Annotated in this window: 14 protein-coding genes and 1 tRNA gene; 10 read left to right on the forward strand and 5 right to left on the reverse strand. The window is 71.0% G+C overall.

The genetic code is table 11. The annotated features are described in order from the left end of the window. Positions 1 to 12: 12 nt before the first annotated feature. Positions 13 to 831, forward strand: a complete 819-nt coding sequence (locus OIE51_RS15400; protein WP_326598245.1) for an SURF1 family protein — start codon at positions 13 to 15, stop codon at positions 829 to 831. Here the strand turns inward: OIE51_RS15400 and OIE51_RS15405 are convergent. Genes OIE51_RS15405 through OIE51_RS15415 form a run of 3 tightly spaced genes read right to left on the reverse strand, consistent with a single transcriptional unit; the run spans position 767 to position 3205 of the window. Continuing rightward, positions 767 to 2587 carry a S9 family peptidase gene (locus tag OIE51_RS15405; protein ID WP_326598246.1) on the reverse strand — a complete coding sequence of 607 codons (1821 nt, stop codon included), beginning with the start codon at positions 2585 to 2587 and terminating at the stop codon, positions 767 to 769. The genes OIE51_RS15400 and OIE51_RS15405 overlap by 65 nt on opposite strands. Then, positions 2580 to 3047: a RidA family protein gene (locus OIE51_RS15410; protein ID WP_326598247.1), complete on the reverse strand. Its 468-nt coding sequence runs from the start codon at positions 3045 to 3047 to the stop codon at positions 2580 to 2582. Before OIE51_RS15410 ends, OIE51_RS15405 begins: the two co-directional genes overlap by 8 nt. Further along, positions 3044 to 3205, reverse strand: coding sequence for a DUF4177 domain-containing protein (locus OIE51_RS15415; protein ID WP_326598249.1), 162 nt, complete (start codon positions 3203 to 3205; stop codon positions 3044 to 3046). The genes OIE51_RS15410 and OIE51_RS15415 overlap by 4 nt, the downstream gene beginning before the upstream one ends. A gap of 95 nt (positions 3206 to 3300) precedes the next feature. Between OIE51_RS15415 and OIE51_RS15420 the strand changes: the two genes are divergently transcribed. Continuing rightward, a complete protein-coding gene (locus OIE51_RS15420; RefSeq protein WP_326598250.1) occupies positions 3301 to 4281 on the forward strand; it encodes an ArsA family ATPase in 981 nt (326 codons plus the stop codon). 59 nt (positions 4282 to 4340) lie between these two features. Beyond that, entirely contained in the window at positions 4341 to 5639 is a 1299-nt protein-coding gene (locus OIE51_RS15425) for an ArsA family ATPase (protein ID WP_326600647.1), read from the forward strand. A gap of 80 nt (positions 5640 to 5719) precedes the next feature. On the opposite strand, the gene OIE51_RS15430 is transcribed toward OIE51_RS15425, so the two are convergent. After that, positions 5720 to 6076, reverse strand: coding sequence for a WhiB family transcriptional regulator (locus OIE51_RS15430; protein ID WP_326598251.1), 357 nt, complete (start codon positions 6074 to 6076; stop codon positions 5720 to 5722). Positions 6077 to 6416: 340 nt separating this feature from the next. Here OIE51_RS15430 and OIE51_RS15435 point away from each other — a divergent pair, with 340 nt between their 5' ends. Next, positions 6417 to 8714, forward strand: a complete 2298-nt coding sequence (locus OIE51_RS15435; protein WP_326598252.1) for a transglycosylase domain-containing protein — start codon at positions 6417 to 6419, stop codon at positions 8712 to 8714. A gap of 182 nt (positions 8715 to 8896) precedes the next feature. On the opposite strand, the gene OIE51_RS15440 is transcribed toward OIE51_RS15435, so the two are convergent. After that, positions 8897 to 9361 carry a GatB/YqeY domain-containing protein gene (locus OIE51_RS15440; RefSeq protein WP_326598253.1) on the reverse strand — a complete coding sequence of 155 codons (465 nt, stop codon included), beginning with the start codon at positions 9359 to 9361 and terminating at the stop codon, positions 8897 to 8899. 56 nt (positions 9362 to 9417) lie between these two features. On the opposite strand from OIE51_RS15440, the gene OIE51_RS15445 reads away from it, so the two are divergent. The 6 genes from OIE51_RS15445 (at position 9418) to OIE51_RS15470 (ending at position 14990) form a co-directional block, all read left to right on the forward strand. Continuing rightward, positions 9418 to 10359, forward strand: coding sequence for a metallophosphoesterase (locus OIE51_RS15445; protein WP_326598254.1), 942 nt, complete (start codon positions 9418 to 9420; stop codon positions 10357 to 10359). 45 nt (positions 10360 to 10404) lie between these two features. Next, positions 10405 to 10478, forward strand: a tRNA-Pro gene (locus OIE51_RS15450). 122 nt (positions 10479 to 10600) lie between these two features. Beyond that, positions 10601 to 13273, forward strand: a complete 2673-nt coding sequence (locus OIE51_RS15455; RefSeq protein WP_326598255.1) for an ATP/GTP-binding protein — start codon at positions 10601 to 10603, stop codon at positions 13271 to 13273. A 56-nt stretch (positions 13274 to 13329) separates the two neighbouring features. After that, positions 13330 to 14226 carry a phosphorothioated DNA-binding restriction endonuclease gene (locus OIE51_RS15460; RefSeq protein WP_326600648.1) on the forward strand — a complete coding sequence of 299 codons (897 nt, stop codon included), beginning with the start codon at positions 13330 to 13332 and terminating at the stop codon, positions 14224 to 14226. Between the two features lie 63 nt (positions 14227 to 14289). Next, the gene (locus OIE51_RS15465; RefSeq protein WP_326598256.1) at positions 14290 to 14568 is read left to right on the forward strand and encodes a CopG family transcriptional regulator; all 279 of its coding nucleotides are present in this window, start codon (positions 14290 to 14292) and stop codon (positions 14566 to 14568) included. Further along, positions 14565 to 14990, forward strand: a complete 426-nt coding sequence (locus tag OIE51_RS15470) for a PIN domain-containing protein (protein ID WP_326598258.1) — start codon at positions 14565 to 14567, stop codon at positions 14988 to 14990. The genes OIE51_RS15465 and OIE51_RS15470 overlap by 4 nt, the downstream gene beginning before the upstream one ends. The last annotated feature ends 17 nt before the right edge of the window (positions 14991 to 15007 follow it).

The raw sequence follows: 15007 nt of genomic DNA on the forward strand, positions 1-15007 counted from the left end.
ACCGTTGAGGCCGTGTACCGGTTCCTCCTGACCCCCCGCTGGTGGGCGATCAACGTCTTCGTGGTCCTGTCGATCCCCGTCTGTCTGGTGGCGGGCATGTGGCAGCTCGCACGGTTCGAGGACCAGGTGGACCAGCACAACGAGCAGCGCGAGCGGACCGAGTCGGCCGACGACGCGGAGGTCAGACCGTTGGCGTCGCTGCTGCCGCTCACCGCCGAAACGGTCGGCGAGCAGGCCGAGATCACCGGCGTCTACGACGCCGGGCACCAGCTCCTCGTCCCCGACCGCGAGGTGGAGGGCGAGCGCGGCTTCTACGTGCTGACGCCGCTGCGGCCCACCGACGGCTCCCCGGCCGTGCCCGTGGTGCGCGGCTGGCTGCCCGGCGCGGCCGACGCCGGGAGCGTCCCCGAGCCGTCGGCCGGCGAGGTGACCGTCACCGGAGCCGTGCAGGCCGCCGAATCCCCGAGCCAGGTCGCCACCCGGACGACCGGCCTGCCCAGCGGCCAGCTCGGCGTGATCGGCGCGGCCTCCCTCATCAACGTGCTCCCGTACGACATCGCGGACGTCTGGATCACCGTCCGCGACGCCGACCGGCCGATGACGCCCGTGCCCGCCACCGCGCCCACGGGCACCGGGCTGGACATGGACGCCTTCCAGAACCTGGGCTACACCGGCGAGTGGTTCGTCTTCGCCGCCTTCGCCGTCTTCATGTGGTTCCGCCTGTTCCGCCGCGAGGTCGAGAGCCGGCGCGACGCCGCCCTCGGCCTCATCCCGCGGCCGACGGCGGAAGATGCCGTTGTGCGAATCGGATCTCCTGGGCCACCTGCTTGATCCGCTCCTCCACGACGAGCGAGCCGTGCCCGGCGTCATACCGGTACACCTCGTGGACCGCGCCGCGCCCGGCGAGCCGCCCCACATAGTTCTCGATCTGCCGTATCGGGCAGCGCGGATCGTTGACACCGGCCGAGATGTACACCGGGGCCCGTACTTGGTCCACATACGTGATCGGGGACGACGTCGCCCAGCGCTCGGGGACCTCCTCCGGCGTGCCGCCCAGCAGCGTGCGATCCATCGCCTTCAGGGCCTCCATCTCGTCCTCATACGCGGCGACATAGTCCGCGACGGGGACGGCGGCGACGCCGACCGCCCAGGAATCGGGCATGGTGCCGATGCCGAGCAGCGTCAGATAGCCGCCCCAGGACCCGCCGGTGAGCACCAGGCGCGCCGGGTCGGCCAGCCCGTACTCCACGCACCAGTCCCGCACCGCCGCGATGTCCTCCAGCTCGATGAGCCCGATGCGGTGCTTGAGCGCGTCCGTCCAGGCCCGGCCATAGCCGGTGGAGCCCCGGTAGTTGACCCGGACGACCGCGAAGCCGTGGTCCAGCCAGGCCGCCGGCCCCGCCGCGAAGGAGTCGCTGTCGTGCGCGGTCGGGCCGCCGTGGATGTCGAAGACGGTGGGGAACGGCCCGTCACCGCCACCCGGCGGCTTCTGCACCAGCGCGTGCACCGTGCCGCCGGGCCCCTCCACCCACACGTCCATGACCGGCACCGAGTCCGGCGCACGCAGCCCGGGCGGGTCGAGCACGACGCGCCCGGTCGTCGACCGCACCTGCGGCGGCTCGGCGGCCGACGACCACAGATACTCGGCGGTGCCGTCGGGACGGGCCGTGGCGCCCGAGATCGTGCCCGCCGGAGTGTCGATCCGGGTCGGGCCACCGCCCTCGCCCAGCTCGTAGCGGAACAGCTCGCTGCGCGCCCGGTGGCTGTGCGCGATCAGCAGCGCGCCGCCGTTCGGGAACCACTCGGCGTGCACGTCACCCGGCAGATCCGTGGGCAGCTCGGTCTGCTCACCGGTCAGCGGGTCCCAGATCATCGGCTCCCAGCGGCCGTGCCGCTGGTGCCCTATCAGCAGCCGCGAGTCGCCGGCGAGGGGCGCGAAGCCCAGCACCGACAGGCCCAGCTCCCGGGTGCCGCCCTCGGTGTCGTCCAGCTCCGCGACCACGCCGCCGTCCCGCCGCGTCACGCGCACCGCCGAGTGCATCGCGTCGCCGTGCTCGGTGTGCTCGATGGCCAGCAGCGTGCCGTCGTGCGAGAGGTCGCCGACGCCCGCCGACTGCCGGTGCCGATAGACCTCGACGGGCTCGCCGCCGGGTGCCACCACGTGGATCGTGGTGCCGACCTCCTCGGTCATCCGCCCCACCACGACCGTGCCGTCCCGGCCCAGCGCCAGGCCCGCCGAATACGACGGCTCCAGCCCCGGCAGGGCCGGCTCGTCGGGGCCACCGCCGAACGGCTGCCGCATCCACACGCCGAACTCGTCGCCGTCGGTGTCGGAGAACCACCACAGCGACTCGCCGTCCGGCGTCAGCGTGCCGTCCACCGTGCCGTTCGGCCGGTCGGTGGCCTGCCGCTGGGCGCCCGACGCCCGGTCCCAGGTGTACAGCTCGAAGGTGCCGGTCGCGTTCGACACGAAGACGGAACGGTCCGGCGCCTCGTGCGCCCAGTGCGGCAGCCCGACGCGCGGCGCCCGGAAACGCTTCTCCCAGTCGGGCATCGACCCGTCGGCCGCGGCCCCCGGCTCAGTCATCCGTCAGCTCCACCTGGATCTCGACCTCGACCGGCGCGTCCAGCGGCAGCGCCGCGACGCCCACCGCGCTGCGCGCGTGTCGGCCCTTCTCACCGAGGACGGCGCCCAGCAGGTCGCTGGCGCCGTTGATCACCTGCGGCTGGCCGGTGAACTCCGGGACGGAGGCCACGAAGCCGACCACCTTCACCACCCGCGCGATCCGGTCCAGGTCCCCGGCGACCGACTTCACCGCCGCCAGGGCGTTGAGCGCGCAGATCCGCGCCAGCTCGTTCGCCTGCTCAGGAGTGACCTCCGCGCCGACCTTCCCGGCGAGCGGGAGCTTGCCGTCGACCAGCGGGACCTGCCCCGCCGTGTACACATAGCGGCCGGAGCGCACGGCCGGCACATAGCTGCCCGCCGGCGGCACGACATCGGGAAGCGTCAGGCCCAGCTCGCCCAGCTTCGCCTCGACGCCGCTCATGGCTGCGGCTTCTCGCGCTTGAGATACGCCACGAGCTGCTCCGGATTCGGTCCGGGGACGACCTGGACCAACTCCCAGCCGTCCTCCCCCCAGTTGTCCAGGATCTGCTTGGTGGCGTGCACCAGCAGCGGCACGGTCACGTATTCCCACTTCGTCATGGGCCTCACTCTAGCGATCGCCACCGACAGCGCCGGGGTCCGCCGGTACCGGCCCGGCACGCCGTTCGCCGGGGCGTTCGCCTAGGCTCGCTGGAGTGAGCAGGAGCAGCAGCGCGCGCACCCGACTGCACGTGGTCAGCGGCAAGGGCGGCACCGGGAAGACGACCGTCGCCGCGGCCCTCGCGCTCGCGCTGGCGGAGCAGGGACGGCGCACGCTGCTGGTGGAAGTCGAGGGCCGCCAGGGCATCGCCCAGCTCTTCGAGACCGAGGCACTGCCCTACGAGGAGCGCCGCATCGCGATCGGCCCCGGTGGCGGCGAGGTGCACGCCCTGGCCGTGGACGCCGAGCGGGCCCTGCTGGACTACCTCCAGATGTTCTACAAGCTGGGCGGCGCGGGCCGTGCGCTGCGCCGCCTCGGCGCCATCGACTTCGCCACCACCATCGCGCCCGGTCTGCGTGACGTGCTGCTCACCGGCAAGGTGTGCGAGGCGGTCCGCCGCCGCCCGCCGGGCAGTGGCGGGTGGGCGTACGACGCGGTGGTCATGGACGCGCCGCCCACCGGGCGGATCGCCCGGTTCCTCGGCGTGAACGACGAGGTCGCCGGGCTCGCCCGGGTCGGGCCCATTCACAACCAGGCGCAGGCCGTGATGCGGGTGCTGAAGTCGGCGGAGACGGCCGTGCACCTGGTGACGCTGCTGGAGGAGATGCCGGTGCAGGAGACGGCCGACGGCGTCGCGGAGCTGCGCGCCGCCGGACTCCCGGTGGGCTCGGTCGTGGTGAACATGGTCCGCCCGCCCGTCGCGCCCGCCCCCCTCCCGGCCGGGACGGCCGCCGCCGACCGCGACCCGCTGGCCGGCGCCCTGCGCCGGGCGGGCCTGCGCGGCGCCAAGTCCCTGGCCGGGCCGCTGCTCGCCGAGGGCCACGCGTACGGTCGGCGGCTGGAGCTGGAGGCGGCCCAGCGCGCCGAGCTGGACCGGCTCGGGCTTCCCGTGCGGGAGCTGCCGCTGCTGCCCGACGGCGCGGACCTGGCCGGCCTCTACCGGCAGGCGCGCCGACTGCGCGACCTGGAGTGGTGACCGTGGCACCCGAGGCACCCGAGGCGGCCGAGGCAGCCGGCGTGAGCGGCGCGGGCGGCGTGTCCGAGGCGACGCCGAGCGAGGACCCCCCTTCGCTGGCCGTCGATCCGCTGCTGGACGACCCCGGCATCCGCATCATCGTCTGCTGCGGCGCGGGCGGCGTCGGCAAGACGACCACCGCCGCCGCGCTCGGTCTGCGGGCGGCGGAGCGCGGGCGCCGCGTCGTGGTGCTGACGATCGACCCGGCCCGGCGGCTGGCGCAGTCGATGGGTCTGACCGAGCTGGACAACGTGCCGCGTCCGGTGCCCGGCATCGACGGAACGGCGGGCGGCGAGCTGTTCGCGATGATGCTCGACATGAAGCGGACGTTCGACGAGATCGTGGAGGGCCACGCGGACCCCGCGCGGGCCCGCGCGATCCTGGAGAACCCCTTCTACCAGTCGCTGTCGGCCGGCTTCGCGGGCACCCAGGAGTACATGGCGATGGAGAAGCTGGGCCAGCTCGCCGCGCGCGGCGAGTGGGACCTGATCGTGGTCGACACCCCGCCGAGCCGGTCGGCCCTCGACTTCCTCGACGCGCCGCAGCGGCTCGGCTCGTTCCTCGACGGGCGGTTCATCCGCATGCTGATGGCCCCGGCGAAGGCGGGCGGCCGGGCCGGGCGGAAGGTGATGAGCCTGGGCATGGCGGGCCTGTCGCTGTTCACCGGGACGATCGGCAAGATCCTCGGCACGGCGCTGCTGCGGGACGTGCAGACGTTCGTCGCCGCCATGGACACGATGTTCGGCGGGTTCCGCGCCCGCGCCGACGCCACGTACCGGCTGCTCCAGGCGCCGGGCACCGCGTTCCTCGTGGTGTCGGCGCCGCAGTGGGACGCCCTGCGCGAGGCGGCGTACTTCGTGGAGCGGCTCGCCGCCGAGCGCATGCCGCTGGCCGGCCTGGTGCTCAACCGCGTGCACACCTCGGGCGCCACGCGCCTGAGCGCCGAGCGCGCGGAGGCGGCGGCCGAGGTGCTGGAGGCGCGGAAAATCTCGGCGGCCGACGGCATTGTGGATCACTCGCCGGGGCAGAATGCCAGTCGGAGTGGCCGCCCCTCTCCCGAAGCAGGTCCTGAAGCAGGCTCCAGCGTTCCGGCGGCCACGGACGACGGTTCGGGCGTTGACGAGGACGCCGATCATCTCGCCTCCGCACTGCTGCGTGTGCACGCTGAGCGCATGCGGCAGATCACGCGCGAGGAGCGGATGCGTGCCCGCTTCACCGCTCTGCACCCGGAGGTGCCGGTGGCGGAGGTCGCGGCCCTGCCGGGTGACGTGCACGATCTGGCGGGACTGCGTGCCATAGGCGACCGGCTGGCTCCCTGACCGGACGACCAAGCTGACCGGGTTGGCCGGGCTTTCAGGCTTGATCAGAGCAGGAGCAGGAGACCGGGCGGGCGCGAGGCTCAGCCGGCGTTCGCGAAGCCCTCGTAGTCCCCGAAGCCCTCGTAGTCGTCGAAATCGGCGGACACGGCCCGGCCGGTGCTGCGCTCGTACTCGGAGCGGGCGGTCTCCAGCAGACGCCGCCACGACGTGACGGTCGGGCGCCTGCGCAGCAGAGCGCGCCGCTCCCGTTCGGTCATTCCTCCCCAGACGCCGAACTCCACGCGGTTGTCCAGGGCGTCGGCGAGACACTCGGTGCGCACCGGGCATCCGGTGCAGACCGCTTTCGCCCGGTTCTGCGCCGCTCCTTGGACGAACAGCTCATCCGGATCCGTCGTGCGGCAGGCGGCCTGCGCACTCCAGTCGGTAATCCAGCTCATGCAGGTGCCGTCCTCTCCCGAATCGAGGCTCCCCCACGGCGGCAAGTGGCATATTCCGGCTTGCCAGTTGAGGACGTTACGGAAGGCAGGCAAGGCACAACACCCCCAGGGGGTCCATTCTTGAATGGCCCGATCGGACTATGGGCAGCGCGAAGTCACTCGTGTGAGTGACGGAGAGGGGCCTGGTCACGGAGCGGCCGACGTTTCACACGTCGTCTCCGTGATCTCACCCGTTCGGGGGAGGGCGCGCTTGACTGGCCGGGGCCTTGTGTGAACCCGTAAGTAGCTTAGGCGAACAGTTGGACCCTTGTCCGGCGTTTGAGAACGTAGGCTTGTCCGCATGGGTAGAAGGCGTCCGGGTGGCGGATCGAGCGCGACGCAGCAGGCGGCCAAGTTCCTCGGGGTCAGCGTTCTGTCGGGCGCGGTGCTGGCGGGCCTGGCCCTGCCCGCCGTGGGGGCGCTGGGTCTCGCGGCCCGGGGGACCATGGAGGGCTTCGACGAGATCCCCGCCATGATGGAGCAGCCGCCGCTGAGCCAGAAGACGACGATCCTGGACGCCGAGGGCGGCACGATCGCCGAAGTTTACTCGCGGAACCGGACGGTCGTTCCACTGGAGGACATGTCGGAGTACGTCCGCGAGGCCATCGTCGCCATCGAGGACGCCCGCTTCTACGAGCACGGAGCCGTCGATCTGCGCGGCATCCTGCGCGCGCTGAGCCGGAACGTGGAGGAGGGCGGCGTCGCCGAGGGCGCCTCGACGCTCACCCAGCAATACGTGAAGAACGTCTTCGTCGAGGCCGCCGGCGACAACGAGGAGGCCGTGGCCGAGGCGACGACCCAGACGGGCGCCGCGGGTCTGGGCCGCAAGATCCGGGAGATGAAGTACGCGATCCAGCTCGAACAGGAGCTGACCAAGGACGAAATCCTGGAGAATTACCTCAATATCACGTATTTCGGTCAGCAGGCATACGGTATCGAGGCCGCCGCCCGGCGGTATTTCTCCAAGTCCGCCGCCGACCTGGAGCTCCACGAGGCCGCCCTGCTGGCCGGCCTGGTCCAGTCCCCGACCGCGTACGACCCGGTCAACGACGACCAGGCCGCCCTCGACCGCCGCAACACCGTCCTGACGCGCATGGTCGGGACCGGCGACATCACCCAGGCCGAGGCCGACGAGGCCATGGCCCGCGACCTCGGGCTCAACGTCAGCGAGCCGCGCAACGGCTGCATCACCGCCGTCAACGACGCGGGCTTCTTCTGCGACTACGTCCGGGAGGAGTTCCTCAGCAATCCGGTCTTCGGCGAGACGCCGGAGGAGCGCGGCGCCCTGTGGCAGCTCGGCGGCCTGACCATCCAGACCACGCTCGACCCCGGCGACCAGCAGGCCGCCGCCCAGGCCGCGCGCGACCACGTGTACGAGGACGACGAGGTCGCCGCCGCCGTGGTCCAGGTCCAGCCGGGCACCGGGCACATCCTCTCCATGGCGCAGAGCCGTCCCTACGGCAACGACGCGGAGCAGCACCAGACCGTCATCAACCTGAACGTCTCCTATGGCATGGGCGGCAGCTCCAGCGGATTCCAGCCCGGCTCCACGTTCAAGCCGTTCACCGCCGCCGCCGCGCTGGAGCAGGGCATCTCCCCGGCGCAGGAATACACGACGGACTACGAGCACTCCGTCCCCTTCGAGGACTTCCGGAACTGCGAGAACGTCCCCTACGAGTCCGCCGACGGCCCCGAGTACGAGCTGACGAACGAGCGTGAGGACGAGCGCGGCACCTGGGACATGACCTCCGCCCTCGCCCAGTCCATCAACACCTACTTCGTGGAGCTCGAGCGGCAGGTCGGCCTCTGCGAGACCATCACCATGGCCGGGAGGCTCGGCGTCGAGCGCGGCAACGACGTCCCGCTGGAGGCCCACCCCTCGGTGACGCTCGGTGGCCAGGAGACGACGCCGCTGATGATGGCCAACGCCTACGCCACCTTCGCCAACCGCGGCACCTACTGCGAGCCGGTCGCCATCACGGCGGTGACGGACGCGGACGGCGAGGAGCTGACCGTTCCCGAGTCCGAGTGCACCACGGTGATGTCCGAGCACACCGCCGACACCATCAACGTGATGCTCGGCGGCGTCGTCGAGGACGGCACCGGCGCGGCCGTCGGTCTCCAGGACCGCGACAACGCGGGCAAGACCGGTACGACGGACAACCGCGCGGACGTGTGGTTCGTCGGCTACACCCCCGACATCTCCACCGCCGTGCACGTGGGCAGTGACACCGAGCGGATGTCGATGGAGAACCTCTACATCGGCGGGCGGTACTTCGCGCAGGCCAGCGGCGCGGGCGTGGCCGGCCCGATCTGGAGCCAGGCCATGACCGGCGCGCTGGCGGACGTTCCGGCGTCGTCGTTCAACGAGGTGGACGTCCCCCGGGGCAACGACCGCCCCGACCGCGACGACGACGACGGCGACGGGAACGGGAACGGCAACGGCGGGGACAACAACGGCAACGACGGCGGGAACGACGGCGACGACACCGGCGATATCTTCGGCGACGGCAACACCGACTTCGACGACTGGCCCGACATCGAGTGGCCCCCGGACACCTCCGACAGCAACGGCAACGGGAGCTCCAACGGCCCCTGAGCGCCCCCGTTCACGCCCGCGACGTTCCCCTCACGGCGCGGCGACGCGTCCCGGTGACCTGGTCGACGGACGGTAACGTCTCGAAGGCCGAGGCCGAGGCCGAGCGCTCCCGCCCGGCCCGGCCTGGCTACCGCGCCCGCCGCGTGGCCTGGTCGAATCCACCACCTGATCGACGACGGCGCCTAACCCACGAGCGCGCGCTTCACCGCCGCCGCGACCCGGCCGCCCTCGGCCCGCCCCGCGACCTTCGGGTTGACGATCTTCATCACCGCGCCCATGGCCCGCGGCCCCTCGGCACCGCCCGCCTTCGCCTCGGCCACGGCCGCCGCGACCAGCCCGTCGAGCTCCTCGTTGGTGAGCTGCTTCGGCAGATAGCCGGCCAGCACCTCGCCCTCGGCCCGCTCCCGTTCCGCCTGCTCCGGCCGCCCACCCTTGTCGAACGCCTCGGCCGCCTCCCGCCGCTTCTTCGCCTCCCGCGTGATCACCTTCACCACCTCGTCGTCGGACAGCTCGCGGGCCGTCTTGCCCGCGACCTCCTCCGTGGTGATCGCGGCCAGCGTCATCCGCAGGGTGGCGGAGCGCAGCTCGTCGCGCTCCTTGATCGAGGACGTCAGGTCGTTCCGCAGCCGGGACTTGAACGTGGTCATGGGCCCATTGTGACAGCCGGTACGTAAGGCACCTCCGACTCTGCGAGCATGGACCCATGCGCGCCCGATACCGCATTCCCCTCAACGCCGCTCTCACGGTGACCGCGCTCTCCGCCGCCACAGCGGCGTACGCGGCCGGCTTCGAGGCCCGGTCCTTCCGCCTGCGCCGGGTCTCGGTCCCGGTCCTCCCGCCGGGCATGGCCCCGCTCCGGCTGCTCCACGTGTCGGACATCCACATGGTCTCGGGCCAGCGGAAGAAGCAGCGCTGGCTCCAGTCGCTGGCCGCGCTCCGCCCGGACTTCGTGATCAACACCGGGGACAACCTGTCCGACCCCGAGGCCGTCCCCGAGGTCCTGGACGCCCTCGGTCCGCTGCTGGACCTCCCCGGCGCGTATGTCTTCGGCTCGAACGACTACTACGCCCCCGTCCCGCGCAACCCCGCCCGCTACCTGGCGGAACGTATCTCCGGCCACCACGGCCTCAACGGCAACGCCCCGGCCCGGAATGTTCCACGCAACCCCTGGTGGGAGCTGCGTGACGCCTTCGACGACGCGGGCTGGGCGAACCTCACCAACACCCGGGGCCGCCTCAAGGCAGCGGGCGCGGAAATCGCCCTGACCGGCCTGGATGACCCGCACATCAAGCGCGACCGCTACCCGGAAGTCGCCGGCGGCCCCGACCGGAACGCCGACCTCTCCCTGGCGGTGGTCCACGCCCCGTACCTGCGCGCCCTGGATGCCTTCACGGCCGACGGCTACCCTCTGATCCTGGCCGGCCACACCCACGGTGGCCAGATCTGCGTCCCGCTGTACGGCGCCCTGGTCACGAACTGCGACCTGGACGCGGCGCGCGTGAAGGGCCTCTCCACACACGAAACGGGAGGCCACCGCGCGTACCTCCACGTCTCAGCCGGCTGCGGTACGAACCGCTACACCCCCTTCCGCCTGGCCTGCCCCCCGGAAGCGACCCTGCTGACGCTGACCCCCGGGGAAAGCTGATTTCCCGTACGGGCGATCGGTCGGCTAGAGTAGTCGTCGCTGCACCGGGGTGTGGCGCAGCTTGGCAGCGCGCTTCGTTCGGGACGAAGAGGTCGTGGGTTCAAATCCCGCCACCCCGACAGAGAACCACCAACCCAGGGGCCTGATCCGCAGAGCGGGTCGGGCCCCTGAGTGGTTTCCTGGGTGCCATGCTGTCATCAACGGAGCTTGGCTTGGTTCCAGTTGATCGTCAGGGGGAGCTGTGGCAGGGCGGGACCTTCAAACGTTGTTCAGCTCGAACGACCGGAGTATCGCCGCCAGTGAGGCGTTCACGAACCGACAGGCACAGTGGCAGGCCGTAACGGCCGGCCTCGCCGAGCACATACGGCACGTGACCTGTGCGGACTTCGACGTGGAGGACTTGGAAGCTCCCCGCCGCAACATCCTCGTGTTCCACGGTGTGGGCGGGATCGGCAAGTCCACGCTCTCCCGCAAGATCGAGGCATCGCTAGCCCACAGCGAGCACCGCCCGGCGCAATGGGAATCGCCGTCCCACCCCGAGGAGCGGACTCTGCCGGTCCGTATCGATCTCGCGCGCGCCGCGGGCATGGATTTCGAACGCGTCATCCTCACCATCCGTCTTGCCGTAGCCGCGCTCGACCGGCCGATGCCCGCCTTCGACCTCGCCCTGCGCCGCTACTGGGAGCACAACCACCCGGGCGAACCGATCGAGGACCACCTGCGCCGGGGCGGGCTGCTGAGCCGCTTCAGCGCCGCTGCCGGCCTGCCCCAGCAGATGCAGTCCGCCCTCAGCGATGTCGCCCAGGCCCTGTTCCTGCCCGGCACAGTCGGCAGTGCGCTCGGGCACGGGGCCGGAGCGCTCATCAAGGCGTTACGCGAACGACGCCAGTCCGTACGCGCCCTCGCCGGCTGCTCTCGCCTGGCCGACCTCCTGGAGGCCGAGCCCGACCTGGAAGCCCTCAGCTTCTACCCGCACCTCCTCGCCTGGGACTTGGCCCAAATCCCGGCCGGCAAGGTCGCACTACCTGTGATCCTGCTGGACACCTTCGAGGACACCGGCGACCGCACACACCGCGATTTCGAGCGCCTGCTCCAGCGCGTCGTGTGGCTGATGCCCAACGCGTTCTTCGTCGTCACCGGGCGCAACCGCCTCCAGTGGGCGGAGACGATCCTGCAAGGGCAACTCGACTGGACCGGGCCGAACGCCTGGCCCGGTCTCGCAGCCGACACGGCACATGGGGGGCGAGCTGTATCGGGCCGTCAGGTCCTGATCGGCGACTTCTCTCCCGAAGACTGCGAGGACTACCTGGTCCGCAGGCTGAGCCGCGACGGGCAGCCGCTGATCGACGAACCGGTCCGCCGGATCATCACCGAGCGCTCGCATGGGCTGCCTCTGCACCTGGACCTGTCGGTCATGCGCTACCTGGAACTCCGACGCGGCGGCGGACAGCCGCAGGTCACCGACTTCGACCACGACTTCCCCGCCCTGATCGCCCGTACCCTCAGCGACTTGACCACCGAGGAACGCCACGTGCTCCGCTCGGTCAGCCTGCTCAGCGCATTCTCCGTACCCCTGGCCACCCAAGCCGCCGGCATGGACCACGACGCGCCCGCCCTACGGCTGACCGAGCGCCCCTTCATCCGGGAGTCCTTCTCCGGCGTGTGGCCCTTCCATGTCCACGACCTGATCCGCTCCGCCATTCGCAACGCGGACGACGGCAGTGACGACCGCTGGTCGGACCAGGACTGGCAGCGCGCGGCCCAACGCGCCTTCCACGCCCTGGAATCACAGTGGCGCCAGGACCTGCGACACGATCGCGCCGTCCTGGTCGGCTGTCTCCAGCAAGGACTTCTCCTCGCACGGGACTTCCGTCTCGATCTCGACTGGCTCGCCGATGCCGCATTCCAGTACGTAGGGGACTCCGTCTGGGAACCGCTGGCGCTTCCCGCCGCCGATGCCACGTCGTCAGGTGGCCTGCAGACCGCGGCGGACGCCCTGGTGGAAACGCTGAGCGCCATCGCCCGGCGCCAGCACGAGCACCGTGAACGCACGTCCAGTCGGCTCTCAGCCGTCCTCACATCGGAGCTGCTCCCCGATGACCTCGTCGAACTGGCCACGTACTACCTGGCGAAGGCCCAGCGAGACCTCGGGCTGACCGACGCTTCGCGTCGCGGGATGCAGCGCGTCGCCTCAGCCGGGGGTCGGCTCGCTTCCGCGGCTCGGCGCGGCCTGGCACACCTGAGCCGACTGTCCGGAGACTTCCCGACCGCGGTCGAAGCCGCGGGGAGGCTGGGCTGGGAGGGGCGGCACCATCGGGTGCTGGGAGACGTGTGGTGGGTGCAGGGCGACATGGAGCGGGCGGAAGCCGCCTACCTGGCAGGCCGGAGCGAAGCTGAGGAGCACGGTGTGGTCGGCGAGATCGCCATGGTGCAGGCGCATCTCGCCTTCGCCGTTTCCTTCTCCGATCCGCTTCGGGCCGATGACGAACTCGACCTCGCGGAAAGGCTGTTGTCCCACCTGAGCCTGCGCTCCAGCGTGATGACCGCTCGCATCGCCGTGCTCGTACGCGACGCCGGGTTCGCCGCCGACCTGCCCGGCCGGGCGGCCGTACTGCTCGCCGAAATCGGTGTCTCCGGCATTTCCTACGCCGCGGCGAAACTGCAACTGGCCCTGTGCTTCCACCACGCCGTCCTCGACGCCCAGGACGACCTCGCCACCGCGATCACCCGCCTGTGCGAACTCACGCAGAGCGGCGACTACGCCTACTACGTCGACATCGCCCACTTCATGGCCGGCCTTCCGCTTCCCGAGCACACCGCGCGAGCACGGTGGATCGACGGAGAACAACAGACCCGCGAACGATGGCGCCACCTGGTTACGACACGTCGCAATCACCTCGCCACGACTCGTTAGGCTTTCCACACATGCGCAGATCGCTGGTCAACGAGGCGCGACTACGATCGCCGGTCATGGGCTGGCTGGAGCGCACCGCGAAACTGAGGCAGTGGAGCAGAAGCGGGACCCGCGCTCCGCACAAGCCGTTGCTGTTGCTGTACGCCCTCGGTCGGTTCCAGCAGGATGCCGCTGGCGAACTGCGGTACAGCGCGGTGGAGGAGGATCTGCAGCGGCTGCTGACCGAGTACGGTCCGCCGAACAGGACGACTCCGGCCTACCCGTTCCACCACCTGGTGAGCGACGGCGTGTGGGAGGTGCGCACCGATCGCGGACCGGGCAGCCCCGGCAGTGGGGTGCGGGAGTTGCGGGCCGCGGGGGCCGCTGGGCGGCTGGCGCCGGAACTGCGGGCGGCGCTGCGGCGTGAGCCGGAGCTACTCGGCCGGATGGCACGAGTCCTACTCGACCTGCACTTCCCGCCCTCGCTCCACGGCGACCTGTGCGAATCCGTCGGTCTGGAGCTGGAGCCGGCGGAGACCGGAGCGCTCTCGGCCGCCGTGCGAAGGCGGCGGGATCCGCGGATGCGGGAGCGGGTCCTGACGGCCTACGAGTACCGGTGCGCCTTCTGCGGCTACGACGGCAGGATCGGCGCGGTGCCGGTCGGGCTGGAGGCCGCACACGTGCGCTGGTGGGCGTTCGACGGCCCCGACGACGTCGATAACGGACTCTGCCTGTGTTCCCTTCACCACAAGCTCTTCGACAAGGGCGTCCTCGGTGTCGGCGAGAGCCACCGCATCCTGGTCTCCCAGCGCTTCGTCGGCCACAGTCCCGCCGCCCGCGAACACGTCATCGCGCTCGCCGACCGACCACTCATCGGACCTCAGCCCGGCGCCCACCCCGTCGCCGCGATCCACCGTTCCTGGCACACCAGCCAGGTCTTCCACGGCAGCCCACGCCCTGCCACTGCCGCCTGACCGTCGAATCGTCGACTGCGCCCCACTAGTAAGGAGCGTGACACCAAGAGTATGGTCGCTTATATGGCGACGAAGAAGGTCACGGTGACGATCCCCGAGGATCTCCTGGACGAGATCCGCGCGGACGCGGCAGAGCGGGGCCTGTCGGCGTACGTCGCCGAGGCGCTGCGCTTCAAGCGCGACCGGGACCGGCTCCTGGAACTGGTCGACTGGCTGCAGGAAGAACACGGCCCCGTGACTGAGGACGAGCGTGTGGCAGCCCTCGGCGAGCTGGAGGATCTCGACGCCGAACACGAGAGGCGCCGCGTCTCCGGACAACACAACGCCGGAGAGGCTGCGTGAAGAAGCGAGTCGGTGAGCACGGGCAGAGGCCGCTCCGTGTCTTCGTCCTGGACTGTGAAGCTCTCTCCCGGGCCGTGCGCGGTGATCGGAGGATGATCGCCTGGCTCGACCTCGCGGCGCGAGGGGAGGCCGAAGTGGTGACGTCGCCGATGACCCTGGTCGAGGCGTACGACGGCAGAACGACCGAACAGCGCTGGGACTGGGTACTGTCCCGGCTCCAGGTCGCCGACATCGGGAAGGACGACGCCCGCCAGGCACGCCGGCTCCTGGCCGACGCCAAGTTGCACGGCCACAAGTACGCGATCGACGCCGTGCTCGCCGTGATCGCGCGACAGCAAAAGGGACAGGTCACCGTCTTCACCTCGGACGTCGACGACTTGGAGAAGCTGGTCCCGGACACGATCGTCGTCAAGAAGGTGTGACCCGACCCGCGCCCCTC

The sequence above is a fragment of the Streptomyces sp. NBC_01803 genome (genome assembly GCF_035917415.1).
Taxonomy (GTDB): Bacteria; Actinomycetota; Actinomycetes; order Streptomycetales; family Streptomycetaceae; genus Streptomyces.